Origin of the sequence: Enterobacter sp. 04-C-12-SI-ECC (genome assembly GCF_047530715.1) — a bacterium.
In the GTDB taxonomy this organism is placed as follows: Bacteria; Pseudomonadota; Gammaproteobacteria; order Enterobacterales; family Enterobacteriaceae; genus Enterobacter; species Enterobacter bugandensis.
On sequence record NZ_JBLKDI010000014.1, the window covers coordinates 1 to 24,811 of the forward strand.

General features: G+C 54.2%; 25 protein-coding genes, 1 tRNA gene and 1 pseudogene. 16 read left to right on the forward strand and 11 right to left on the reverse strand.

Going from position 1 to position 24,811, the window contains the following annotated elements:
• Positions 1–68, forward strand: a 68-nt coding sequence (locus ACMWL8_RS16795) for a hypothetical protein (protein ID WP_240516136.1), incomplete at its 5' end; no start/stop codon positions are given.
• Between the two features lie 135 nt (positions 69–203).
• Here the strand turns inward: ACMWL8_RS16795 and yicI are convergent.
• Positions 204–2,522 (reverse strand): alpha-xylosidase, encoded by a 2,319-nt coding sequence (gene yicI / locus ACMWL8_RS16800; protein WP_045260801.1) that lies wholly within the window; start codon positions 2,520–2,522, stop codon positions 204–206.
• Positions 2,523–2,534: 12 nt separating this feature from the next.
• On the reverse strand, positions 2,535–3,926 hold the full coding sequence (locus ACMWL8_RS16805) for a glycoside-pentoside-hexuronide family transporter (RefSeq protein ID WP_045260802.1): 1,392 nt from the start codon (positions 3,924–3,926) through the stop codon (positions 2,535–2,537).
• A gap of 289 nt (positions 3,927–4,215) precedes the next feature.
• Here ACMWL8_RS16805 and ACMWL8_RS16810 point away from each other — a divergent pair.
• The 4 genes from ACMWL8_RS16810 to ACMWL8_RS16825 all read left to right on the forward strand — a co-directional run bounded on the left by ACMWL8_RS16810 (position 4,216) and on the right by ACMWL8_RS16825 (position 6,889).
• Positions 4,216–4,310 (forward strand) — tRNA-Sec (locus tag ACMWL8_RS16810).
• Between the two features lie 131 nt (positions 4,311–4,441).
• The gene (locus tag ACMWL8_RS16815) at positions 4,442–5,296 is read left to right on the forward strand and encodes a hypothetical protein (protein WP_045260803.1); all 855 of its coding nucleotides are present in this window, start codon (positions 4,442–4,444) and stop codon (positions 5,294–5,296) included.
• Positions 5,297–5,635: a hypothetical protein gene (locus ACMWL8_RS16820; protein WP_045260804.1), complete on the forward strand. Its 339-nt coding sequence runs from the start codon at positions 5,297–5,299 to the stop codon at positions 5,633–5,635. It begins immediately after the preceding gene.
• Positions 5,636–5,884: 249 nt separating this feature from the next.
• The gene (locus ACMWL8_RS16825) at positions 5,885–6,889 is read left to right on the forward strand and encodes a retron St85 family RNA-directed DNA polymerase (protein ID WP_232949020.1); all 1,005 of its coding nucleotides are present in this window, start codon (positions 5,885–5,887) and stop codon (positions 6,887–6,889) included.
• Positions 6,890–6,892: 3 nt separating this feature from the next.
• On the opposite strand, the gene ACMWL8_RS16830 is transcribed toward ACMWL8_RS16825, so the two are convergent.
• Entirely contained in the window at positions 6,893–7,081 is a 189-nt protein-coding gene (locus ACMWL8_RS16830) for a toxin-antitoxin system HicB family antitoxin (RefSeq protein ID WP_072049692.1), read from the reverse strand.
• Positions 7,082–7,217: 136 nt separating this feature from the next.
• Here ACMWL8_RS16830 and ACMWL8_RS16835 point away from each other — a divergent pair, with 136 nt between their 5' ends.
• Both ACMWL8_RS16835 and ACMWL8_RS16840 read left to right on the forward strand, forming a co-directional pair.
• Positions 7,218–7,559 carry a SymE family type I addiction module toxin gene (locus ACMWL8_RS16835; RefSeq protein WP_045260806.1) on the forward strand — a complete coding sequence of 114 codons (342 nt, stop codon included), beginning with the start codon at positions 7,218–7,220 and terminating at the stop codon, positions 7,557–7,559.
• Between the two features lie 58 nt (positions 7,560–7,617).
• Positions 7,618–8,646 carry a virulence RhuM family protein gene (locus tag ACMWL8_RS16840; RefSeq protein ID WP_045260807.1) on the forward strand — a complete coding sequence of 343 codons (1,029 nt, stop codon included), beginning with the start codon at positions 7,618–7,620 and terminating at the stop codon, positions 8,644–8,646.
• Here the strand turns inward: ACMWL8_RS16840 and ACMWL8_RS16845 are convergent.
• The 3 genes and pseudogenes from ACMWL8_RS16845 to ACMWL8_RS16855 form a co-directional block, all read right to left on the reverse strand.
• Positions 8,636–9,091, reverse strand: a complete 456-nt coding sequence (locus ACMWL8_RS16845) for an acetyltransferase (RefSeq protein WP_045260808.1) — start codon at positions 9,089–9,091, stop codon at positions 8,636–8,638. The genes ACMWL8_RS16840 and ACMWL8_RS16845 overlap by 11 nt on opposite strands.
• 31 nt (positions 9,092–9,122) lie before the next feature.
• Positions 9,123–9,236 (reverse strand): annotated as a pseudogene (locus ACMWL8_RS16850) (class I SAM-dependent methyltransferase); the annotation flags it as partial.
• 113 nt (positions 9,237–9,349) lie between these two features.
• Entirely contained in the window at positions 9,350–9,874 is a 525-nt protein-coding gene (locus ACMWL8_RS16855; RefSeq protein WP_045260809.1) for a lipocalin family protein, read from the reverse strand.
• 117 nt (positions 9,875–9,991) lie between these two features.
• On the opposite strand from ACMWL8_RS16855, the gene ACMWL8_RS16860 reads away from it, so the two are divergent.
• From ACMWL8_RS16860 to ACMWL8_RS16880, 5 genes are all read left to right on the forward strand, one after another.
• Complete coding sequence (locus tag ACMWL8_RS16860; protein ID WP_028014996.1) at positions 9,992–10,717, forward strand: MerR family transcriptional regulator; 726 nt, start codon at positions 9,992–9,994, stop codon at positions 10,715–10,717.
• 99 nt (positions 10,718–10,816) lie between these two features.
• Complete coding sequence (gene uraH / locus ACMWL8_RS16865; RefSeq protein ID WP_028014995.1) at positions 10,817–11,227, forward strand: hydroxyisourate hydrolase; 411 nt, start codon at positions 10,817–10,819, stop codon at positions 11,225–11,227.
• A 102-nt stretch (positions 11,228–11,329) separates the two neighbouring features.
• Positions 11,330–12,289, forward strand: a complete 960-nt coding sequence (locus tag ACMWL8_RS16870) for a YbgA family protein (RefSeq protein WP_045260810.1) — start codon at positions 11,330–11,332, stop codon at positions 12,287–12,289.
• A 144-nt stretch (positions 12,290–12,433) separates the two neighbouring features.
• Positions 12,434–13,522, forward strand: coding sequence for an AAA family ATPase (locus ACMWL8_RS16875; RefSeq protein ID WP_045260811.1), 1,089 nt, complete (start codon positions 12,434–12,436; stop codon positions 13,520–13,522).
• A gap of 186 nt (positions 13,523–13,708) precedes the next feature.
• Positions 13,709–14,512, forward strand: a complete 804-nt coding sequence (locus ACMWL8_RS16880; protein WP_045260812.1) for a DUF4225 domain-containing protein — start codon at positions 13,709–13,711, stop codon at positions 14,510–14,512.
• On the opposite strand, the gene ACMWL8_RS16885 is transcribed toward ACMWL8_RS16880, so the two are convergent.
• The 5 genes from ACMWL8_RS16885 to ACMWL8_RS16905 form a co-directional block, all read right to left on the reverse strand.
• Positions 14,490–14,819, reverse strand: a complete 330-nt coding sequence (locus ACMWL8_RS16885) for a hypothetical protein (protein WP_041911688.1) — start codon at positions 14,817–14,819, stop codon at positions 14,490–14,492. The genes ACMWL8_RS16880 and ACMWL8_RS16885 overlap by 23 nt on opposite strands.
• 235 nt (positions 14,820–15,054) lie before the next feature.
• A complete protein-coding gene (locus tag ACMWL8_RS16890; RefSeq protein WP_045260813.1) occupies positions 15,055–16,014 on the reverse strand; it encodes a GlxA family transcriptional regulator in 960 nt (319 codons plus the stop codon).
• A 26-nt stretch (positions 16,015–16,040) separates the two neighbouring features.
• Entirely contained in the window at positions 16,041–16,820 is a 780-nt protein-coding gene (locus tag ACMWL8_RS16895) for an MBL fold metallo-hydrolase (RefSeq protein WP_045260814.1), read from the reverse strand.
• A gap of 122 nt (positions 16,821–16,942) precedes the next feature.
• Positions 16,943–17,743: a lipoprotein NlpA gene (gene nlpA, locus ACMWL8_RS16900; protein WP_028014989.1), complete on the reverse strand. Its 801-nt coding sequence runs from the start codon at positions 17,741–17,743 to the stop codon at positions 16,943–16,945.
• A 147-nt stretch (positions 17,744–17,890) separates the two neighbouring features.
• Positions 17,891–18,310 (reverse strand): GNAT family N-acetyltransferase, encoded by a 420-nt coding sequence (locus ACMWL8_RS16905; RefSeq protein ID WP_193050899.1) that lies wholly within the window; start codon positions 18,308–18,310, stop codon positions 17,891–17,893.
• 186 nt (positions 18,311–18,496) lie between these two features.
• On the opposite strand from ACMWL8_RS16905, the gene ACMWL8_RS16910 reads away from it, so the two are divergent.
• From ACMWL8_RS16910 to ACMWL8_RS16925, 4 genes are all read left to right on the forward strand, one after another.
• Positions 18,497–19,066 carry a TetR/AcrR family transcriptional regulator gene (locus ACMWL8_RS16910; RefSeq protein WP_041911692.1) on the forward strand — a complete coding sequence of 190 codons (570 nt, stop codon included), beginning with the start codon at positions 18,497–18,499 and terminating at the stop codon, positions 19,064–19,066.
• Between the two features lie 148 nt (positions 19,067–19,214).
• Positions 19,215–20,336, forward strand: a complete 1,122-nt coding sequence (locus ACMWL8_RS16915) for an efflux RND transporter periplasmic adaptor subunit (protein WP_045260816.1) — start codon at positions 19,215–19,217, stop codon at positions 20,334–20,336.
• Positions 20,336–23,446, forward strand: a complete 3,111-nt coding sequence (locus tag ACMWL8_RS16920; RefSeq protein WP_045260817.1) for an efflux RND transporter permease subunit — start codon at positions 20,336–20,338, stop codon at positions 23,444–23,446. Before ACMWL8_RS16915 ends, ACMWL8_RS16920 begins: the two co-directional genes overlap by 1 nt.
• Positions 23,446–24,810, forward strand: a complete 1,365-nt coding sequence (locus tag ACMWL8_RS16925) for an efflux transporter outer membrane subunit (protein WP_045260818.1) — start codon at positions 23,446–23,448, stop codon at positions 24,808–24,810. The genes ACMWL8_RS16920 and ACMWL8_RS16925 overlap by 1 nt, the downstream gene beginning before the upstream one ends.
• Position 24,811: the final 1 nt, after the last annotated feature.

Consider the following 24,811-nt stretch of genomic DNA (forward strand, 5'->3'; position numbering starts at 1 on the left):
GGTACAGCACGAAAGTGGGGGTGATCGACCTGAAGAAAAAGTCGATCACCATGGGTAAAGGATGTTAAAAAGTGTTCACCATGTCCCCGAACACCTGTCTACCATGTCCCCGGACTGTACATGGGAGAGGGTCAGGGTGAGGGCATCAGAGCGCATAATTACCTTAGGCCCGGTAAGCGAAGCGCCACCGGGCATTTTCCACCTCAGAGCTGAACCACCACCTCATCCCCCTCCGCTTTCACCACCACACCCCACTCGCTGCCCGCGTGCGAGCCGCCTTTCACGCCACTCACCTTCTGCACGTTGCGCAAGCACACCGACCAGTTTTGCGCGTCACCCGCGCCGGTAAAAGTCACAATGTCGCCCCGACGTGACGCCTTCAACGTAAACGCCACGGAACCGTCCGCCGCAGGCACTTCGCTCACCGCCGCTGCGCCATCCTCCAGGTTAAACAGCTGGAAGGCCGTCCCCGCGTTCCACGCGTAGTCCGGCTTCTGGTTATTGTTACCCAGCGCCAGCAGGGTGTTGTCGCGCACGTAGACCGGCAGGCTCATAAAATCGTGCTGCTGCTTATGCCAGCGGCTGCCATGGATTTCGTCGTTGTGCCACAGGTGGGTCCAGCGGCCTTCCGGCAGGTAGAACTGCACGTCCCCCGCCTCGGAGAACACCGGCGCCACCATCATGGAATCCCCCAGCATGTACTGACGGTCGAGGTAATCACACGCCGGATCGTCCGGGAACTCCAGCATCATCGCACGCAGCATCGGCGTGCCGAACTCGCGGGCCAGCGCCGCCTGACGGTACAAGTACGGCATCAGCTGACACTTCAGCTGCGTGAAGTGGCGCACCACGTCGCAGGACTCGTCATCGTACGCCCACGGCACGCGGTAGGATTTGCTGCCGTGCAGGCGGCTGTGGCTGGAGAACAGCCCGAACGCGCACCAGCGTTTATAGACGTGCGCCGGAGCGGTGTTTTCGAACCCGCCGATATCGTGGCTCCAGAACCCGAAGCCGGACAGGCCAATCGACAGCCCACCGCGCAGGCTTTCCGCCATCGACTCGTAGTTGGCGTAGCAGTCGCCGCCCCAGTGTACCGGGAACTGTTGCGCTCCGACGGACGCCGAGCGGGCAAAAAGCACCGCCTCCTCTTCGCCGACGGTCTCTTTCAGCACGTTCCACACCAGTTCGTTATAAATGTAGGCGTAGTGGTTGTGCATCTTCTGCGGATCGGAACCGTCGAACCACTGCACGTCGGTCGGGATACGCTCGCCGAAGTCGGTCTTGAAGCAGTCAACGCCGATATCCACCAGGCCTTTCAGCTTGTCGGCATACCACCGGCATGCGTCCGGATTGGTGAAGTCGTAAATCGCCAGCCCCGGCTGCCATTTGTCCCACTGCCACAGGGAGCCGTCCGGGCGCTTGAGCAGGTAGCCCTTCGCTTTCAGCTCCTGGAAGATCGGGGATTTCTGGCCGATGTACGGGTTGATCCACACGCAGACCTTCAGCCCTTTCTCTTTCAGGCGGCGGATCATCCCTTCCGGATCCGGGAAGGTCACCGGGTCCCATTCGAAGTCGCACCACTGGAAGGCCTTCATCCAGAAGCAGTCGAAGTGGAACACGTGCAGCGGCAGGTCGCGCTCGGCCATGCCGTCGATAAAGCTGTTCACCGTGGCTTCGTCGTAGTTGGTGGTGAACGACGTGGTCAGCCACAGGCCGAACGACCACGCCGGCGGCAGCGCCGGACGCCCGGTGAACTGCGTATAGCGGTTCAGCACCTCTTTTGGCGTTGGGCCGTCGATCACGAAATACTCCAGATATTCCCCTTCCACGCTGAACTGCACTTTAGAGACCTTCTCGGAGCCGACTTCAAACGAGACGTTTTCCGGGTGATTCACCAGCACGCCGTAGCCGCGGTTGGTCAGGTAGAATGGGATATTTTTGTAGGACTGCTCGGTGCTGGTGCCGCCGTCGCGGTTCCAGGTTTCGACCGTCTGGCCGTTGCGCACCAGCGCGGTAAAGCGCTCGCCCAGGCCGTAGACTGTTTCCCCCACGCCCAGATCCAGACGCTCGAACACGTAATTACGGTCGGTGTTACTGTCCTGCACGTAGCCGTTGTTTTTCAGCTGGCTGCCGGTAATGCGCTGGCCGTTGCGCAGGAAATCCAGCGCCCAGAACTCGCCTTTGGTGACGCGCACGCTGACGCTGCCGCTTTTCAGCTCGGCAAATTCGGCGTTGTTTTCAATCTCGACCTTCACGTCTTTCAGAACGTTCAGGGGATAGTGCGGGCCGTTGTTCAGCGCGCCCTGGAAGTGCTCGATGCGCACCCCGACAATCCCTTCCTGCGGGGAAAACAGGCGCACCGTGAACATCAACGTGTCGAGCTGCCAGGTGCGCTCACGCACGTCGCGCGGCGCAACATACACCACCAGGTCATTGCCCTGCTGCTCCACGTCGAACACCTGAACCGGATAGGTCACGTTCAGGCCCGGTTGAATAAGCCAGTTTCCATCACTGATTTTCATGCTTTCGTCCTCTTAGTTCTGCAATTCTTTACTGACCGGCAGGTTTTCAAAATCCTGCTGATTGCGGCGCGCGCCCTGCGCCAGCTCACCCAGGATTTTGGTCAGGAAGGGGGTTTTCAGCGTGTAGTAGCGTTTGGCGATAATGGCGCTCAGCACGTAGCAGATCGCCGGTGCCAGCGTAAACAGGCCGATAATGATGCTGATGGTCGCGCTGTTCTGGGTTTTGGCCGCCGCGTCGTAGCCGCCGCCTGCCAGCATCCAGCCGATCATCGCCCCGCCCAGCGCCAGGCCGAGCTTCAGCACGAACAGCGTGCCCGCAAAGCTGATGCCGGTCAGGCGTTTGCCGTTGGTCCATTCGCCGTAGTCGACGGTATCGGACATCATCACCCACTGGATTGGCGTCACCAGCTGGTGCAGCACGCCGATGACGAAGATAAAGGCGAACATCAGCACCGTGGCGTGCATCGGCACGAAGAACATCGCCACGCTGACCACCGCCAGCGCGGCGTTGGTCCACCAGAAGATGCTGACCTTGCACTTCCAGTCAGTGAGCGGTTTCGCCAGCGCGGAGCCGATCAGGTTGCCGACGCAGTAGGTGGTGAGGAACGCGACGAACACTTCCGGCGAGCCCATGATCCAGGTGCAGTAGTACATCATCGCCCCGCCGCGTACGCAGACGGCGAGGATATTGAGGATGGTCAGCACGCCGACAATGCGCCACTGGTCGTTTTGCCAGATATCGCGCAGGTCTTCCCGCATGGAGGTGGTGCTCGGCGGCACCTGGATGCGCTCTTTGGTGGTGAAGAAGCAGAACGCCAGCATCAGGAACGCGACCACCGACAGCACGGCGATCCCGCCCTGGAAGCCGAACGCCTTATCGTCGCCACCAATCAGGTTCACCAGCGGCATCATCAGCACCGTGGAGAGCATGCCGCCCGCGGTCGCCAGCACGAAGCGCCAGGACTGAAGGGATATACGCTGCGTCGGGTCACTGGTGATTACCCCGCCCAACGCGCAGTACGGGATGTTGACCACGGTATAGAGCAGGGTCAGCAGGGTGTAAGTCACGGCGGCATAAACCATTTTTCCGTTGAGACTGAGGTCCGGCGTGGTGTAGGCCAGCACGCAGACGATGCCGAACGGGATGGCACCGAACAAAATCCACGGGCGGAACTTGCCCCAGCGGCTGCGGGTGCGGTCGGCAATCAGCCCCATGCACGGGTCGGAGATCGCATCCAGCGCGCGGGCCAGCAGGAACATGGTGCCGACAAACCCGGCGGGAATGCCGAAAATATCGGTGTAGAAAAACATCATGTACAACATGACGTTATCAAAAATGATGTGGCTGGCGGCGTCACCCATCCCATAGCCAATCTTCTCTTTTACTGACAATACTTCGCTCATATTTTTTATCCTTCACGCTGTAGGGGGCGCTGAGACCGGTTGCATTGGTTTTAAACCATTGTTTCAACGGCGGGTATTGCGTTTTCTGGTTAGCAGATTACGTTTCTTGTTTTTTGTGATCGCGATAAATGTTGGAGAGCACAAAAGGCTAACCTGAGGATTTTCTTAGGAATTAGCTGAAACAGGGGGGTACAGGTCAAAAGAGAGGTGAAAAAAGTGGTGTGGGGTATGTGGTAAATGCCTGAAAGTAGCTATAATGCGCCCCGCCTCCATGTAGCAATGCAGGCGCGGAAGATCGTCATCTCCGGTGAGGTGGCTGGACTTCAAATCCAGTTGGGGGCGCCAGCGTTCCCGGGCAGGTTCGACTCCTGTGATCTTCCGCCAAAAATATATCCTTTCACACCATATTTTTTGAAGAAATAACTTGCTTTCCATTGCCCATGAGGATTTACAACAATTTTTGTTTGTGGTATTGATCGAACATGAAAAGTAATCTTATCAATTAATATTACAAAATGAGAAAATCAATATTCGACATTGTTTTTAAGTTACATAAAAAGCAGCCATGGCTTGCAGAAAAACATGACGAAGTTTCTACTCTTCTATTTGAAGATTGCAAAGATGATAATCAACAAGATCTAATTATAGAATTATTAGATAGATTCATATATCTTGATGATTCTAAATTTAATGATGCTCTAACCACCCTTTGCGATGAAATCGTAACTGATCCATCTCTTGAAAGCGATCAAACTCAAATAGTTTCTTTATCTGCTGATAATAGTCCTGACAGTGGACAATATATACTGTATGCCTTAAAACCTAGGCTTGAAAAAAGAGAATGGCGAAATCATATATCCGTTAATAGATATGGTGCTTCTTTTAAAGAATTTAATAGACATGGTGGCGTTCACAAAAAGATAGTTTTAGTTGATGAATTCATAGGTAGTGGACAAAGTGCAATTGGTCGATTTAATGAATTGAGGCGTATTTATGAAAGGCAAGGGATTGTAGATATTGATATAAAAATCTTCGTCATTGCTGCATCTACCGTTGGATTAGAGAGACTAAGACAAGAAAACATACCAGTTACTTATATATATGAAATAAAACGTGGAATCAGTGATTTTTATGATAATAAGGAAAAGAAAGAGAGCCTACTCACGATAATGGATATATTGGAAAAGACATTATCACAAAACTACAAAGGTAGAGACTTACCAAAAAATGGTTATGGAGAAACTGAGTCTCTTTACGCTAGAACTGAGGGGAATACGCCGAATAGCGTATTCCCAATTTTTTGGTGGCCAATATATCTTGATGAAAGAAGCAGGAAAACATTATTAACCAGAGCCATGGGAGACGCATAAATGCAACATAAAATAGAAATCGAAATTCTAAAAATTTTGTTAAAGTCATCTCATGGTTTAGAAGCATTCACCATATTTAAAAGACTTAAAATATCTTTTTCATCTTTCATTAAAAATATGACTTCATTAACTAATAAAGGGATGATTGAAGAAGCCAAAGAAGAGTTTTACAAAATAACAAGCATAGGTATTTCGCAACTCAACCTTGCAAAAAAAAATAATAGCACGTATACATGGTTGGCTCTTCCAGAACGATTTGAACCTGAAAAATTTGATGTAAATTCTTTTTATATTCCTAACCGCAGACTTCTTGATAAAATCACTTTCAAAAGTGAATGAATTATGATAAATAGGATGCAGACTTGTAGAAACTAGCACGTTGGAGTGTAGTCGCTCCTTGGTTAAGGGTCACTTTAACCACGACTATACGGATAACTCCGTATAGTCGCTTCGAATAGCGTTGCTATTCTCGCGGTTCTTTCAAGGTCGAGATGTCGCGTCACGCAACATCTCGCTCTTGAAGAGAACTTAGGTGTCAGGTATAGAAAGTAGTTTCTACAAGTCATTTTATTTTGACAGGATATAATTATGAGACGTGAATGGGAAGATTTTTATCTTGAAAAAGGTATAAATACCAATTTTATATCTACTTATCTTGATTATATTAAAACTTTAGAGTCTCGAAACATTCCCGTAATCTTTGAAGTTGAACACTTATCTAAGCTTATTGGAATAAAATACCCTGAAATCAACGACATTGTTTTTGGAACAAAATCGTTTTATCGCGAATTTAAAATACCGAAAAAGAAAGGAGGATATCGAAAAATATCTTCACCTTATCCATCGCTACGTAAGTGTCAGACATGGATTCATGAAAAATTGCTATATTCTTTACGAACTCATAAAAATGCGTTTGCATATAAGAAAGGAAAATCAATTATAGATAATGCAGAACAGCATTTGAATAATCATTTCTTACTTAAAATTGACATCAAAGATTTTTTTCCTAGCATACCAATAAATTGGGTAATTAAATTATTTGATTCTCTGGGATATGCGAAAAATGTATCTTATGCACTAGCATCATTATGTTGTCTTGACGGTTGCTTACCTCAAGGCGGCATCACTAGCCCTTCACTAAGTAATATATTACTTTATCCATTAGATGAACGACTGTCAAAATTGGCGTTAAAATTTAATTTGAAATATAGCCGATATGCCGATGATATGGTTTTTTCTGGCGAAGCGATTCCGTCAAAATTTATTAGTTATGTAACTGACATAATTGAAAGCTATGGTTTTATTTTAAATAAAGAAAAAACGAAACTGCTGAACAACACAAAACAAAAAATAGTGACGGGAATTGACGTTAGTAAAGATAAGTTACAATTACCGAGAAAAACCAGGCGTGAAATTAGAAAAACCATGCATTATATTAAAAAATACGGGATTTTTAGTCACATTAATAATGAAAAAATTAAAGACCCTAATTACATAAAAAGTTTAGAAGGAAAAATTCGTTTTTGGTTACAAGTTGAGCCAGATAACCAAGAGGCCAGAAGTTACATTGAACACATTAATCAAATGAAGTAATGATTACTCCTTTTCTGAACGAAGGCGTGCTAGTTCATTCCTGCCTAGAATTTTAAACCAATTCCCTAAACTTAATCCCGCATCCTTAGCTGCAGCCTCAAACTGCGCTTTCAACTCCGGCGTAATACGAATCTGAAAAGTCGGTGCTTTTCCGGATTTTGACTGATTAGGGTCACGTTTAGCTGTTGGCATGTACGTACCTACAAGAGCAAGATATCTTCATTGAGGTACGTACCTTAACATACGAAAACCTCAAATTGAAACGCCCTCGCCAAGTACTCGCAATACCTGGCAAGAGCTAACCTCACCAACTATCAAGGAGTTGATTATGGCTGATTCGCATTCTACCCCAGACACCGACCAATCCGGAACCGAGCGTTCATTAATTGTGGGATACCGTCCGAATGTTTTCGACAAATCCACGCCGAAAATCATCCTTTCCGGCAAGTGGCTGCGCGCGGCGGGTTTTGATACCGGACAGCAGGTCACGGTAAAGGTCATGAAAGGGTGCATCGTTCTGGTGGCGTATAACGAGCAGGAGCAGCGGTTGCAGGACGATTATAAACGGACGAAGGCAAAGCTGATTGAGATAGAGGACGCGCTTGCGGCGATCCAAACTCAGCATCATGGAAAGCGCCTCGCAAAATCAAATACAAACCACCTGGCTTAGCGGCTGTTTCTGGCATACTACGAGCTTACCGGCATCAACCTTATAACGCGGAGGCAGCATGACATATGAAGAATTAATGAATTCACCAGCCGGTGAGTTCGTCATGTTTGCCAGCAAGGATGGAAAAGTTCGCATTGAATGCCGCTTCGAAAGCGATACGTTGTGGCTCTCACAGGCCACGATCTGTGAGTTATACGGCAAAGCCAAAGCTACGATCAGCGGGCATATCAAGAATATTTTTGATGAGGGTGAGCTGGTCGAAAATTCAGTTGTTCGGTTTTACCGAACAACTGCCAGCGATGGTAAAGTATATAACGTTCAATACTTTAGCCTGCCCGTTATTCTTGCCATCGGCTATCGCGTCCGCTCCGCACGAGGTACACAGTTCCGCCAGTGGGCCACCCAAACGCTGCAGGAATATCTGGTTAAAGGCTTCGTTATGGACGACGAGCGTCTGAAAAACCCGCCTGTGGGTTCATCCGCCGTGCCTGACTATTTCGATGAAATGCTGGAACGCATTCGCGACATACGGGCCAGTGAACGCCGGGTCTATCTTCGCGTGAGGGAAATTTTTGCGCTAGCCGCTGACTATCAGCCATCACTCAAAGAAACCACGCAATTCTTCCAGACAATCCAAAATAAACTGCATTTTGCCTGCACGGGTCTTACCGCTGCTGAGTTGATTCACCAACGTGCGGACGCCACTCAACCGCATATGGGGTTGACCAGCTATAAGGGCGAAGAAGTCCGTAAAAGCGATGTCACCACGGCAAAAAATTATCTGTCTCAGGATGAGGTCAGCGAGCTTAATCGCGTCGTTAATATGTGGCTCGATTTTGCCGAAGATCAGGCCAAACGTCGCAAGCAGGTATTTTTACGAGACTGGCAAACCAAACTCGATCAGTTCCTGCAATTTAATGACCGGGACGTTTTAGAAGGAGCTGGCAAAATCAGTAAGAAAGCAGCTGATGAGAAGGCGTGCTCAGAATACATTGAGTTTGAAAAAAAGCAGCGCCTGCTGAAAGAAGCCGAAGGTGAGAAAGATATCGTCGGCTTATTAAAATGGGATAAACAGGCTAAGCGCTAATCCCGGTATCTCTGCTCAGCTTCATATGCAACAACGGAAACGGATTCCCCTGCCCGTCCAGTTCCGAGCGTCCGACCTGCTCAAACCCCATATGGCGATAAAACGCGACGCCCTGCGGGTTCTGTTCATTCACATCCACCTCGTTCGCACCGAACTCTGCAATAGCGTATTGCAGCAGCAATTTCCCAACGCCCTTCCCTCGGCTCGCGTCATCAACAAAAAGCATTTCAATGCGGTTTTCATCCACGCCTAAAAAGCCGTGAATAACGCCTGCGTCATCGCGAGCAATCACGACCTTGAGGTTAGGCAGATAGGCGTTGAGCAATAACGGGCGCAGCGCCGCAATATCGCTTTCTTGTAAAAAGTGATGGGTGGCGCGAACGGAAGATTCCCAGATCGCGACCAGACGTTCAAAGTGTTTGGGGAGTGCGGTTTCTATTTTCATGGGGGGATCATGATTAGAAAACCGAACTATTTCAACCCACTCTTTGAGATCTGTTCCTCATCACCCCATTCCTCGGTACCACCACGGTGACGTTTTCCATCGGCACGCCTGCCGCAATGAGAATATCCTGTAGCTGCTGTAACGCTCCCCACCGGGATGGCAGCTCCGCTCGCCCGTTCATGCCGTCTTTCTCCGTTGGGCTTTTAACGGAAGTCTATCCAGGCGAGCCAGTAATGCCCCAGGAAGAAAGCACGATTTTTACTGCTTCACCCATACCAGCTGATCAACCTGGAAGCCCAGACTGCGCGCGGTGTTCAGGTAATCCTGCTTTACCGCATCCGGGATGGTCGGCGTGCGTGACAGGATCCACAGATAGTCGCGGTTCGGGCCGCTCACCAGCGCGTACTGGTACTTATCGTCCAGCCTGATCACGTTATACCCGCCGTAGAACGGGCCGAAGAACGATACCTTCAGCGCGGCGGTGGTCGGCTCGCCGGTAAAGTAAGCTTTCCCCTCGCTCTCGCTCCACTTGTTCTTCACCGGATCAAAACCCCGGTTAAGCACGCTGATGCCGCCGTCGCTGCGCTCGCCGTAGGTCGCCGTCACCTGTTCCAGACCGCGTTCAAAGCGGTTTTCCAGACGGGCGACTTCGTACCATTTGCCGAGATAGCGGCTGGCGTCAAAGTTGGTAATAGGCTGCACGCCTTTCGGCGGCGTGGGGGATTTACAGGCGACCAGCGTCAGGGCAATCGCAACACCGGTCACAACAGGCCATAGCTTCATGAGAATTCCTTTCATTTGCACGGTAGGAAGTTAAGTGTAGTGCACCGTTTTGGCGCTTCATCCCGTTCGGGAAAATTCGTAGTATATTGAGAGTATTCCTCCACCCTGGACACGGACATGGCTTACTCCATCGGCGAATTCGCCAGACTCAGCGGCATCACCGCCACCACCCTGCGGGCGTGGCAGCGTCGCTACGGTTTACTCAAGCCACAGCGCACGGAAGGCGGCCACCGCCAGTACAGCGATGAGGACGTCCAGCAGGCGCTCAAAATCCTCGACTGGGTAAAAAAAGGCGTCCCGATCGGCCAGGTCAAACCGCTGCTGGAACGCCCGACGCCGGGGCGGACCAACAACTGGCAAACGCTGCAGCAGAGCATGCTGCAACGCCTGCAGGACGGCAAAGTCGAGTCCCTGCGCCAGATGATTTACGACGCCGGGCGCGAGTACCCAAGGCCGGAACTGGTCGCGAACGTTCTGCGTCCGCTGCGCAGCCAGGTCTCGGCTAACGTCGCCGCCGCCATGACCCTGCGCGCGATCCTCGACGGCATCATCATCGCCTACACCTCGTTTTGCCTCGAAGGCGATAAAAAAGCGCCGGGCGACAATATTCTGCTCAGCGGCTGGCACCTGAACGACCCATGCGAGATCTGGCTCGAAGCCCTAACGCGCACCGGGCAGGGCCACCGCATCGACATCCTGCCGGTTCCCCCTGACGCGCTGGCGCCGGAGATTTTCCCGGAGCGGAAATGGCTGCTGGTCACCAGCGGCAAGCTTACCGCCGGGCGGAAAAAGCAGGTGGAGCAGTGGCAGCAGCAGGTATCGCTTGAAGTAATTATCCTCTGATAATTTTCTCCTGCGGGAATCTTCACGAAAAGTTGAATATTTTCCCGCGCCGCAGATGCTAACGTTTTCCTGTGACGAATAACTCAACAGGAAAACACCATGAAAAAAACTGCCCCTCTGCTGATCCTGGCCTCGATGGCCTTTGCCCCTGCCGCCTTTAGCGCCCCTGCCGGCACGCTAAGCGTCCACATTCTTGACCAGCAAACCGGAATGCCGCCATCAGACGTTACCGTTACGCTGGAGAAGCAGCAGCAGGACAAATGGACTCAGGTTGCCAGCGGTAAAACCGACCAGGATGGCCGTATTAAATCGCTCTATCCGCAGGATCAGGACATGCAGCCTGGCGTGTACAAAGTAACCTTTAAAACCGCAGAGTATTTCCACGGCAAAAAGCTGGATACCTTCTTCCCGGAGATCCCGGTGCTGTTTACCGTGACCCGCACCAACGAGAAGCTGCACATTCCACTTCTGCTTAGCCAGTACGGCTACTCGACCTACAAGGGCAGTTAAGAGGCATTGATTTTAAAGGATTATAAAAAATAGCTCCGCGAATACTTGGACAAATTAGTCATGTTGTGTAATTTTTAGTTATATGAACGGGAGGACTACACCATGACAACGAAACCTGTGCTCGGTATTAGCGGATGTTTGACCGGATCCGCCGTTCGCTTTGACGGCGGACATAAGCGCATGGGCTTCATCATGGATGAGCTGGCCCAGTGGGTGAATTTCAGGCCCGTCTGCCCGGAGATGGCCATCGGCCTGTCGACGCCTCGCCCGGCGCTGCGTCTGATCGTCACGACAGATGGAGAAACGCAGATGCGCTTCAGCCACGCGCCTAACGAAGACGTTACGCAGAAAATGGCTGAATTTGCGGCAGATTATTTGCCGAAAATCGGCGATCTCGCAGGCTTTGTTGTCTGTGCAAAATCCCCAAGCTGCGGCATGGAACGCGTGCGGCTGTATGATGAAAACGGCAACCGGGGCCGCAAGGAGGGGGTCGGGCTGTTCACCGCCGCCCTCCTTGAAACCTTGCCGTGGCTGCCCGTTGAAGAAGACGGACGCCTGCACGACCCGGTGCTGCGGGAAAACTTCGTCGAGCGCGTTTTTGCGCTGCACGAACTCAACACGCTACGTAAAAATGGCCTCACGCGCCGCGCGCTGCTGGACTTCCACAGCCGCTATAAGCTTCAGCTGCTTGCGCACCACCAGGCGGGCTACCGTGAGATTGGCCCGTTCGTTGCCTCGCTGCACGAGTGGGAAGACCTGGACGCTTTCTTCGTGGCGTACCGGGAAAAGCTGATGACCATCCTGAAAAAACCCGCCTCGCGGAAGAATCACACCAACGTGCTGATGCATATTCAGGGCTATTTTCGTAACCAGCTCAACACCCGCCAGCGCGGCGAGCTGCGCGATGTGATCCTGCATTATCGCAACGGACAGTTGCCTATCCTCGCGCCGATCACGCTGCTGAAGCACTACCTGGCCGAATACCCCGACCGGTATCTGATGACGCAAAACTACTTTGATCCCTATCCTGATGATTTGGGTCTGCGTCTGGCAGTCAAGTGATGAAAAAAATGCGAAGGCCCCATTGACCCATAGAGGCCCAAAGCAGTACCCCGTTTAGACGACATCCTCACTGTCGTCTCTTTTTTGCATTTCATCTAAAGACTGTGATTATATACAGTTATATTCTGCAAAAGGGACCTGCCTGTGATCAACACCCTGCACATTCAAAACTACCGCTCCATCCGCGAGATGTCGCTGGAGCTGGAGCAGCTCAACATCGTCTTCGGGCCGAACGGTACCGGGAAATCCAATATTTACAAGGCGATACACCTGATGCACAGCGCCGCGCAAGGGCAGTTTTCCCAGGCGCTGGCGAACGAGGGCGGCATTCTGAAGGTGTTCTGGGCAGGCAAAACCCGCAGCGACCAGCTGCGGCGGATGAATCTGGCGGTAGAAACTGAGACCTACGAATACGAGCTGCAGGTCGGGTTTGTGGAGAAGCTGCCGTATCCCTCACAGTTTCAACTCGACCCGGTGATCAAAGAGGAGTCCATCTGGCTGAGCGGCCAGCACCGTCGACCATCGTCACAGCTGATGAAGCGCAGGAATCAGGCCGTGTTTCTGAACAACGTGCATCATGAAAAAGTGACCCACAGCGGCACGCTGTACGAGAACGAATCGGTATTCGGGCAGCTTGGCGAACCGCACCTTTACCCGGAAGTGTCGCAGATGCGCGAGTCCCTGCGTAACTGGCGCTTTTATCATGAGTTTTCTGTATCAATCGGCTCGGCGATGCGCGCCCCGCAGGTCGGTTTCCGCTCCCCGGTGCTGGCCAGCGACGGCGCCAACCTGGCGGCGGCGTTTCAGACTATCGTGGAGATTGGCGACGAGCTGCTGCTGATGCGCATCCTTGACCAGGCCTTCCCCGGCTGCGTGTTTTACAGCGACAACAGCGGCGGACATTTTCGCATGATGATGCAGCGCGAGGGGCTGAGCAGGCCGCTGGAACCGGCGGAGTTCTCCGACGGCACCCTGCGCTTTCTGTGCCTGGCGGTGGCGCTGTTAAGCCCGCGCCCGCCGGCGTTTATCGCGTTAAACGAACCGGAAAACAGCCTGCACCCACAGATGCTGCCCGCCCTGGCGAGCTTAATCGCCGAGGCCAGCCGCTACTCGCAGATCTGGCTCACCAGCCACTCGCCGGAGCTGGCGACGTTGATTGAGAAGCACAGATCGTTTTCGCTGTATCAGCTGTCGATGGAGGAGGGGGAGACGAGGGTGGAGAGGCTGGGGTAAGTGTTTGTTTCCTTAATTACTTTTCTCCAGTCATCCCTCTCATGGTCGCCATCAACGACGATGATGATTTCCGCAGGTATATGCTTCAGCGAATTCTGAGCTCGCGATAAATTATCCAATTTATTGTTGTCAGTTTCTGCTGGCTGGATAATCTGTAAACATTGGTTATCAGATGAGAAAATTAAAATGGATATTGCACTTTTCCCTGGTCAGAACACCCGTGCATGGGCTGAAACAATGATTAACCTTGAAGCCCGAAAGCTTATCAATACTGCGAATATTGTCGGAGGGCAACATCTCAGCGACGGACTCGCACGAATTAAATTTATGGATGATATTCGGCAATTTGTAATGCAACAGTTTAGCGCTACCCGGGCGGCCAGAAGTCATGATGAGTGCATGGAATGCCTGAAAAACATCCGGGCTGAGAACGAAAGTCTTCTTGATCAAAGCAGAATGCTTCGCTCACGTACAGCTCAGCTTTTTGCTCAGATTGAGCTGGTTAAAGAAAATAACAAAGTCATCGGTTACTTTATCTCGTCGATAAAGGTTGTACTTTCCGGGTTACAGATTGTTGCAGGCGTTGGTGCAATGATGACAATGAATCCAGTGGGTGCGCTTGCAGGAGCGATTCTGGTTATGGATGGTGCAAATGCTATTTCAAAAGAAATTAACAGAACGCTTCAACATCAACCAAAATCTGAAGGTATGCTGGCAGATGGCGTCATGGATATCGCTCAGTTTATGGGATTTAAACGTGAATCAGCACTGGGAGTCTTCAATAGCGTAAGCCTGGCAGCAAGCGTCTATACGGTATTTGGCGCCATCCGAAAACCCGAATCATGGCGTCTGTTTCGCTATCTCCCGCTGGATTTCTACCGCAAGGTAGACGGTATGAATCGCGCAGCGCTCACTATGAAAATTGTCGGCTGGGGTGTCTCTGCAAAAGTCTCGTTTGATTTAATTTCTAATGCGTCTGGCCAGAACTAATGTATTTCTTTCTGTAGCGCCAGGCTTTGTAGGTAATGACCGGGGGTTGAAAAAACCAGACAATCGCTAACACGATGAAAAGAGAGATGCCCCCGGAAACAAGATTGTAATGTTCAGCGAAAAAAATAAGCGCCAGGAAAATCAGAGCCACAGCCGCAGTAATACACAGAACCATGATAAATCGCTTACCTAACTCAAGCACGACCTCGAGCAAGGATGAACCATAACGACTGATGTTTCGGTTCAGATACGCTAACTCTTTTACGGTGAAACCTGATTCAAGTAACTGCGTTTCAATATTGTTCATGCCACTACCTTTTCTTCTGGAAAGTAACGTGCAATATCTTAACCGGAAGAGATGCGTCTTGTAACCCGTCTGATACATCAGCATTTTCAGCAAAAAAAACAGGACCACGCTAAAAAGACACTGGCGCTAAAGTAGAAAATAATAGATTACGGTGTTTAAAGCGCGCTCGTTAGGGGCGTTCGTAGCCGTCACCCCGAAAATGTCCCCCACGCCTTTTTATTCCATCGCGACAGAATTATAAAGACGGATGAACACGGAACGTCTTTCGCCACTCCGCTGGGCTCACCCCAAAGCGCGCCTTAAACTGCTGTCGCCAGGTGATGGCGGAATTAAATCCCACCAGCTCCGCCACGCTCTCAACGGGCATATTTCCGGCTTCAAGCAAAATCTGGCTGCGCCGCAGGCGTTCGGCGGTAAGCCAGTCGGCGACGCTCATCCCCGTGGCTTTAATAAAATGACGAGTCAGCGTGCGGCGGCTCATCGAAACCACCTCCGCCAGCGAATCCAGACTATGCGGTTCGGTGATGTGCTGCTGCAGGTAGTCGATCAGGCAGTTAATACGTGCGTCACGGGTATCTTTCGGAACCGGCTGGGCGATGAACTGCGCCTGCCCGCCCTCGCGATGGGGCGGGACAATCATCCGACGGGCAATCTGGTTGGCGACGACGCTGCCAAAACGCTGGCGAATGATGTACAGGCAGCAGTCCAGCGCAGCCGCAGTACCGGCAGAGGTGATGATATTGCCGTCATCCACGTAGAGGGCATTGATATCCAGCTGGACGTTCGGAAAGAGCGACTGGAAATGATGTTCAAACTCCCAGTGGGTGGCGGCCCGTTTACCGTCGAGGATCCCCGCCCAGGCCAGCACAAACGACCCCAGACACAGGCCGACAATTTCCGCGCCGTTGTCTCTCGCCAACACCAGGCTGTCGAGCAGCGCCTGAGGCGGCCGTTCAAGGACGTGCTGCCAGTAGGGAACGACAACAATGTCGGCCTGCCCGATGGCGGTGTAATCCTGCGTGGCGTTGAGGGCAAACCCGTCTTTTGAGGTAAGAAACCCCGGCGTTTCGGCGCAGATCGTCACGTTAAAGCGCTTTTCGCCGGAGACCGAATCACCAAACAGAATGCAGGGAACGGAGTAGTGGAACGGGCTGAACCCGTCTACCGCGACAATCGCGACGTTGATTAGCGACATCTGTCTCTCCTTTCCCGTTAACGCACTCAGAATATAACGGTTTCGCCATCCTGGGGAATGCTCACCACATCGCTCACCTGGTTGGCTTCGACGTACTCACGCAGCGCGCTGCGGGTCAACAGGCAGTGGTTAATCGCCTCCATGTGGCTCGCGACGATTTTAGCCTGCGGCAGCAGGAAATGGACGTTAAGCACATCTTCCTGTCCCATAATAATGGGCCCAAAGCCGATGACGTGGGCATAACCGGCGTTCAGTACCACCACATCCGGCTGGTGTTTTTGCAGATCGGCTGCCACCTCTTCGCGCCAGATGGTATCCCCGGCAAGATAGAGCGTCTTCTCATCAGGATGACGCAGCACCACGCCACAGGCCTCGCCCAGCAGCTCCGCCAGTTCTGGCACGGCGTAAGCGCGGTCGGTCCCGTGCTGGCCGCCGTACGTTTTCGCAATCCGAACCTCCCCGAAGGTGGTCTCGTCGGTCATGATCGTCAGGTTGGTAAATCCCTGGCTGCGCAGCAGCGCGGCGTCACGATCGTTTTGCACGTAGATAGGTTTGTCTTTGGCGATCAGCTCTGCCGCGGTGCGATCCCAGTGATCGTCATGGGTATGGGTGACGATCACCGCGTCAGCGTCCAGCAGCGTATTGACATCGACGGGGAGTTCGACCGTCGGGTTACGGCGTTCGGCATGCGCCGTACCGGGAAAGCCCGGATAAGCGCCTTTCGGGGCCAGCATCGGGTCGATTAAAAGGCGTTTTCCGGCGTAGGTAATTAGCAGGGTGGCATTGCGAATTTGGGTAATGTTCATGGGCTATCCTCCGGTTGGTGTGATAAGGAGGATAGCCAGCCGTCACAATTGGTGCTGTGGGCTAAAGGGCGATTACCGATGGTATCGGGCCATTTTCATCACCGCGTTTTCTGCCGGCACCTTTACCAGCCTGGCACCGCCCCGCCGTTGAAGATCGTCTCTGCCGCTTTCGCCACTTCCGGTGACTGATAGGACTGGATAAACGCCTTCACGTTCTCCGCGTCTTTGTTGTCTTCGCGCGTCACCACGATGTTCACGTACGGCGAGTTTTTGTCTTCAATAAAGACGCTGTCATGCACCGGCGATAGCCCTGTTTGCTGAATATAGGTAGTGCTGATGATGGCGACATCCACTTTCGGGTCATCCAGCACGCGCGGCAGCTGTGCCCCTTCCAGTTCCATGATTTTCAGCTGCTTAGGGTTGGCGGTAATATCCAGCGCCGTCGGCAGCAGCCCGGTGTCCGGCTTCAGGGTGATGAGCTTCTCTTTTTGCAGCAGCAGCAGCGCGCGGCCAAGGTTGGTCGGATCGTTTGGAATGGCGATAGTCGCCCCGTCCTTCAGGTCAGAGACGGATTTGATTTTGCGGGAATAGCCGGCCATCGGGAAAACAAAGGTGTTCGCCACGGCCACCAGCTTGTAGCCATGCGCCTTGTTATCTTCTGCAAGGAACGGGCGATGCTGGAAGACGTTGGCATCCAGCTCTCCCTGGTTAGTGGCATCGTTGGGCAATAGCGAGCCGCTGAAGCCGACCAGCTCCACGTCCAGGCCATATTTTTCTTTTGCCACCTTTTTGGCGACTTCCGCCACGTCCTGTTCAGCGCCGTTGATGACGCCCACTTTTATGTGTTTGGCATCGCTGCCACTTTGATCGCACCCTGCCAGCAGCAGGCCAGCGAGAACCAGAGCACCCAATCGACGTTTCACGAGACAGTTCCTTTTGCTGAATGTTGTAGTGACTATATCGACAACGAGGCGGTGAAATAAAAAACGAAAAAGAATCAATAAGAAGGATAAGTTATATGCGGGTATGGCCGGGTGACGCTGCGCTTACCCGGCCTACGGATTCAGAGCTTAAAGGGCTTTCGCCAGGTAATGTCGCTGCATGCCCGGGTACGGATAATCCTGCAAAGACATCTGCAGCTGGTACCCCTGTTTTTCATAGAACGGACGCGCCTGGAAGCTGACGGTATCCACCAGCGCATGCTTGCAGCCTTTGCGTCTAGCTTCATCTTCCGCCGTTTTGATAAGCTGGCTGCCCACGCCGGTACCCCGCACGGTGTCGCTGACCCAGAGAAAGTCGATATTCAGCCAGTCGCCTTTACGCACTCCAATGAGCCCGCCGAGCATGACGCCTTTATCGTCTCGTACATAAACGCCAATGTCGCCGCTAAAGTTTGTCAGATCGATAAACTGTCCGTTATAGGCTCTTAACCCCACAAATAGCTCTTCTTTTTCTGCGGGTGTTACATTATCTGTTATGCTCAGGTGCATATTCCTCTCCTTATTTTCCGCGCAATTTGAATATCTCACAGCTTAACCTTCATAAAAACTCCTAATTTCCTCCTTTTTTTTAATACAGAAACATTCACTCAATAACTAAATAAAAAAAGCCTTTCCAATACGCATCCAAAACGTATACTGAGAACGATCATTCTCACTTTTGCACGGTATACGACGATGAGCACAAAGCTGGAAGAACGACAAAAACAACGTCAGGACGAAATCATCACCGCCGCGCGTCGCTGCTTTCGCGCCAGCGGATTTCACGCCGCCAGCATGTCGCAAATTGCCAGTGAGGCGAAGCTTAGTGTCGGGCAAATTTATCGTTATTTCAGTAACAAAGACGCGATTATTGAAGAGATGATCCGCCGCATTATCGACTCACGCATCGAAGGGATGCAGGACAAAACGGTGGTGGAAGGGATGCCGCAGGCGCTCGCCTGGCGTCAGACGCTCAACGAAGACGACGATGCGTTGATGCTCGAAATGTCTGCCGAGGCGACCCGTAACCCGCAGGTGGCGGCCATGATGATCGCAGCCGATGCCCGGATGTTTACCAATGCCTGTGCGCACCTGAAAAAACAATTTCCTCATCTGAGCGATGAACATATTCGCTGCTGCGTGGAAATTACCGCGGTGATGATCGAAGGTACGATTTACCGTCGACTCGCGCCTTTAAAAGTACCGTCAGAACAATTAGAGCCTATCTATCAGAATATTTTAAATATGCTTTTCTCTGCGAAGTAATCGCATGTGAATAATTAGCGGGAATAAGTAATTTCCCAACTTAACATTTTCGGCCATGCCGGAGATGCGGTATCGCTGTGCCTTTAAATAGCCTTCCTCCCTGTTGAGCCTTTAACAGGGCAGGCATCGTTCACCCTGGAAAAAGATTATGAAAACCATAACAACCTCCATCGCGGCATTACTCCTCCTGACCGGGTGCGATAATGCGCAAACATCTGCTCCCCAGCATCCTCTTCCGGATGTGGGGATTGTCACTCTCATGAGCCAGCCGGTCTCCGTCGTCAGCGAACTCACGGGCCGCACCACCGCCGCCATGAGCGCCGAAGTGCGCCCGCAGGTGGGCGGCATTATTCAGAAGAGGTTGTTCACCGAAGGCGATACCGTGAAGGCCGGACAGGCGCTGTATCAAATTGACCCTTCCAGCTACCGCGCGGCGTTTGATGAAGCCGCCGCGGCGCTGAAACAGGCCCAGGCGCTGGTGCAGGCCGACTGCCAGAAAGCCCAGCGCTATGCGCAGCTGGTGAAAGACGACGGCGTGTCGCGTCAGGACGCAGAAGACGCGAAGTCCACCTGCGCGCAGGACAAGGCCAGCGTTGAATCAAAGAAGGCCGCGCAGGAGAGCGCGCGCATTAACCTCAACTGGACCACCGTCACCGCGCCGATTGCCGGACGCATCGGCATCTCCTCCGTCACCCCCGGCGCGCTGGTCACCGCCCAGCAGGATACCGCGCTCGCCACCATTCGCGGGCTGGACAGCATGTACGTCGACTTAACCCGTTCCAGCGCCGATCTGCTGCGTTTACGCAAGCAAACCCTTGCCACCAATAGCGATACGCTAAGCGTGTCGTTAATCCTCGAAGACGGCAGCACCTACAGCGAGAAAGGCCGCCTGGCGTTAACCGAAGTGGCGGTGGATGAATCAACCGGCTCGGTCACGCTGCGCGCCGTCTTCCCGAACCCGCAGCATCAGCTCCTGCCGGGCATGTTTGTCCGCGCCAGGGTGGATGAAGGCGTCATGAGCGACGCGATCCTCGCGCCGCAGCAGGGCATCACCCGTGACGCCAAAGGCACCGCCACCGCTCTGGTGGTCAATGCCAGCAACAAGGTCGAGCAGCGTCAGCTGGAAACGGGTGACACCTACGGCGACAAATGGCTGGTGCTGAGCGGGCTGAAGGCGGGCGACAGGCTGATTGTGGAAGGTACTGACAAAGTCACCGCCGGGCAGGAAGTGAAGGCCGAAGAGATGAAAGCCAACGGAGGAAACGCCTGATGTTTTCCCGTTTCTTCGTGCGTCGCCCGGTCTTTGCCTGGGTTATCGCTATTCTTATCATGCTCGCCGGGATGCTGGCCATCCGCACGCTGCCGGTCGCGCAGTACCCGGACGTTGCGCCGCCGTCGATCAAAATCTCCGCCACCTATACCGGTGCCTCCGCGCAGACGCTGGAAAACAGCGTAACGCAGGTGATCGAGCAGCAACTGACCGGGCTGGATAACCTGCTCTACTTCACCTCCACCAGCAGCTCGGACGGATCGGTGAGCATTACCGTCACCTTCGAGCAGGGCACTGACCCGGACACCGCTCAGGTGCAGGTGCAGAACAAAGTCCAGCAGGCGGAATCGCGCCTGCCCACCGAGGTGCAGCAGTCCGGGATCACCGTCGAAAAATCCCAGAGCAACTTCCTGCTGATCATGGGCGTGTACGATAAAACCGACACCGCCAGCAGCTCGGATATTGCCGACTGGCTGGTGAGTAATATGCAGGATCCGCTGGCGCGCGTGGAAGGCGTCGGGAGCCTGCAGGTGTTCGGGGCGGAATACGCGATGCGCATCTGGCTCGACCCGGCGAAGCTGGCATCCTACTCGCTGATGCCGTCCGACGTGCAGAGCGCGATTGAAGCGCAGAACGTGCAGGTCTCCGCCGGTAAAATCGGCGCGCTGCCCTCGTCGAACGCCCAGCAGCTGACCGCCACCGTCCGCGCCCAGTCGCGCCTGCAGACGGTGGATCAGTTTAAAAACATCATTGTGAAGAGCCAGTCCAACGGCGCGGTGGTGCGCATCAGCGATGTCGCCCGCGTGGAGATGGGCAGCGAAGATTATACCGCCACCGCGAAGCTCAACGGCCACCCGGCGGCGGGTATGGCAGTCATGCTCTCACCGGGTGCGAACGCGCTCAACACTGCGACGGCGGTGAAAGACAAGATTGCCGAGTTCAAAAAGTCGATGCCGGAAGGCTACGACGTGGCCTACCCGAAGGACAGCACCGAGTTCATCAAGATCTCCGTTGAGGACGTGATTCAGACCCTGTTCGAAGCCATTGTCCTCGTGGTGGTGGTGATGTACCTGTTCCTGCAAAACATCCGCGCGACGCTGATCCCCGCGTTGGCGGTACCTGTCGTTCTGCTGGGTACCTTCGGCGTGCTGGCGCTGTTCGGCTACTCCATCAATACCCTGACGCTGTTTGCCATGGTGCTGGCGATTGGGCTTTTGGTGGATGACGCCATCGTGGTGGTGGAAAACGTCGAGCGTATTATGCGCGACGAGGGGCTGCCCGCCCGGGAAGCCACCGAGAAATCGATGGGCGAAATCTCCGGCGCGCTGGTCGCCATTGCGCTGGTGCTCTCTGCGGTATTCCTGCCGATGGCCTTCTTCGGCGGCTCAACCGGGGTGATTTACCGTCAGTTCTCGGTCACCATTATTTCGGCGATGTTCCTCTCCGTGGTGGTGGCGCTGACCCTGACGCCCGCGCTCTGCGGCTCGATTCTGAGCCACACGACGCCGCACAAAAAGGGCTTCTTCGGCGCGTTTAACCGCTTCTACAGCAGGACCGAGCGCGGTTATCAGAACAAGGTGCTGCGCGCTCTGCGCCGTTCCGGCGGCATGCTGGTCATCTACGCCCTGCTCTGCGGCGCGATGGGCTTCGCCATGCTTAAGTTGCCGGGCAGCTTCCTGCCGACGGAAGACCAGGGCGAAATCATGGTGCAGTACACCCTGCCAGCCGGCGCGACGACGGTACGTACCGCCGAAGTCAGCCGCCAGGTGCGCGAGTGGTTCCTCACCAAAGAGAAAGCCAACACCAACGTGATCTTCACCATTGAAGGCTTCAGCTTCAGCGGCAGCGGCCAGAACGCCGGGATGGCGTTTGTCTCCCTAAAGAACTGGTCAGAGCGTAAAGGCGATGCAAACACGGCTCAGGCCATCGCCCTGCGTGCCACGCAGGAACTGAGCACCATCCGCGATGCGACCATCTTTGCGATGACGCCGCCTGCGGTGGACGGCCTGGGCCAGAGCAACGGTTTTACCTTTGAGCTGATGGCCAGCGGCGGCACCGACCGCGACGCGCTGCTGAAACTGCGTAACCAGCTGATTGGCGAAGCCAACCAGGACAGCTCGCTGCACGCCGTGCGCGCCAACGATCTGCCGCAGATGCCGCAGCTTCAGGTGGATATCGACAACAACAAGGCCGTGTCGCTGGGGCTGTCCCTGAGCGACGTCACCAACACCCTCTCCAGCGCCTGGGGCGGGACCTACGTGAACGACTTTATCGATCGCGGCCGTGTGAAAAAGGTCTACATCCAGGGCGACAGCGACTATCGCGCCGTGCCGTCCGATCTCAACAAATGGTATGTGCGCGGCAGCGACAGCACCATGACCCCGTTCTCCGCCTTCGCCACCACGCGCTGGGAGTATGGCCCGGAAAGCCTGGTGCGCTACAACGGCTCGGCGGCGTATGAGATACAGGGCGAAAACGCCAGCGGCGCGAGCTCCGGCACGGCGATGAGCAAAATGGAGCAGCTGGCAAACAGCCTGCCGTCCGGCAGCACCTGGGCGTGGAGCGGTTTGTCTTTGCAGGAAAAACTGGCAAGCGGTCAGGCGATGAGCCTCTATGCCCTTTCCATTCTCGTGGTGTTCCTGTGCCTGGCGGCGCTGTATGAGAGCTGGTCGGTGCCGATTTCGGTCATCCTGGTGATCCCGCTTGGGGTGCTGGGTGCGGCGCTTGCCGCCTCCCTGCGCGGCCTGAGTAATGACGTCTACTTCCAGGTGGCGCTGCTCACCACTATCGGCCTGTCGTCGAAGAACGCCATCCTGATTGTCGAGTTTGCCGAAGCCAAAGTCGCAGAAGGTTACTCCCTGACGCGCGCCGCCCTGCGTGCCGCCCAGACGCGTCTGCGTCCCATCATCATGACGTCGCTGGCGTTTATCGCAGGGGTGACGCCGCTGGCCGTTGCAACCGGTGCCGGTGCCAACAGCCGCGTGGCAATTGGTACCGGCATTATCGGCGGAACACTGGCTGCGACGCTGCTGGCGATCTTCTTCGTCCCTTTATTCTTTGTACTGGTGAAACGTCTGTTCTCCGGTAAACACCCGAACCGGAGGTCATAATGTTTCGTGTCACTGTTTTAGCGTTAGCCCTGCTGAGCGCAGGGTGTGTGTCTTTAGACCCTACCTATCAACGCCCGGACGCCCCCGTCCCGGCGACCTTGCCCGGCGCGCACGGCGAAGCCACCGCCGTGGTGAGCCAGTGGCAGCAGGTGATGAACGACGCGAGGCTGAAAAGCGTGGTGACGATGGCGCTGAACAGCAACCGCGACGTGCAAAAAGCGATCGCGGATATCGACGCCGCCCGCGCACAGTACGGTGAAACGCGCTCGTCCCTGTTTCCGACGGTGGACGCCGAGCTGAGCCACACCCGCAGCCGCACGCTGGCAAGCGGCGTCGCGACAAGCGACGAAGCCAACGGCGCGGTCTCCAGCTTCGAGCTGGATCTGTTTGGCCGCAACCAGAGCCTCTCCCGCGCCGCGCGTGAAACCTGGCTTGCCAGCGAGTTCACCGCGCAGAACACGCGCCTTACGATGGTTAGCGAGCTGACCACGGCCTGGGTGACGCTGGCGGCGGATAACAGCAACCTGGCGCTGGCGAAATCCACAATGGAGAGCGCGGCAAACTCGCTGAAGATTGTGAAGCGCCAGCAGGAAGTGGGCGTCGCGGCGGCTACGGACGTCAGTGAAGCGATGGCGGTTTACCAGCAGGCGCGCGCCAGCGTGGCGAGCTACCGGACGCAGGTAATGCAGGACAAAAACGCCCTCAATCTGCTTGCGGGCGACACGGTGCCGGACAACCTGCTGCCGGGCACGCTGGAGAGCCTCAGCGATAACGCCATCACGCTGATCCCGGCGGGCGTCAGCTCCAGCGCGCTGCTGCGCCGCCCGGACATTCAGGAAGCGGAACATAACCTGCTGAGCGCCAACGCCAATATCGGCGCGGCGCGCGCCAACTTCTTCCCGACCATTTCACTGACCGCCAGCGCGGGCGTCGGCAGCGACTCGCTCTCCTCCCTGTTCAGCCACGGGATGAAGGTCTGGTCATTCGCGCCGTCCATCACCCTGCCGCTGTTCAGCGGTGGCAACAATCTGGCGCAGCTGCGTTATGCAGAAGCCGAGAAAAAAGGGTTAATTGCGACCTATGAAAAAGCCATCCAGAGCGCGTTTAAAGACGTGGCCGACGCGCTGGCGCGCCGTGAAACGCTCAGCGAGCAGCTTGATGCCCAGCGAGAATACGTGGCGGCCGAGCAAAAAACGCTGGATGTGGCAACGCGCAGCTATAAGGCGGGCGCGGGGGATTATCTGACGGTACTGACCGCGCAGCGGTCGCTGTGGTCGGCGCAGGAATCGCTGATTGCGCTGCAGCAAACCGACCTGGAGAACCGCATCACGCTGTGGCAGTCGCTGGGCGGGGGGATCCAGTAAC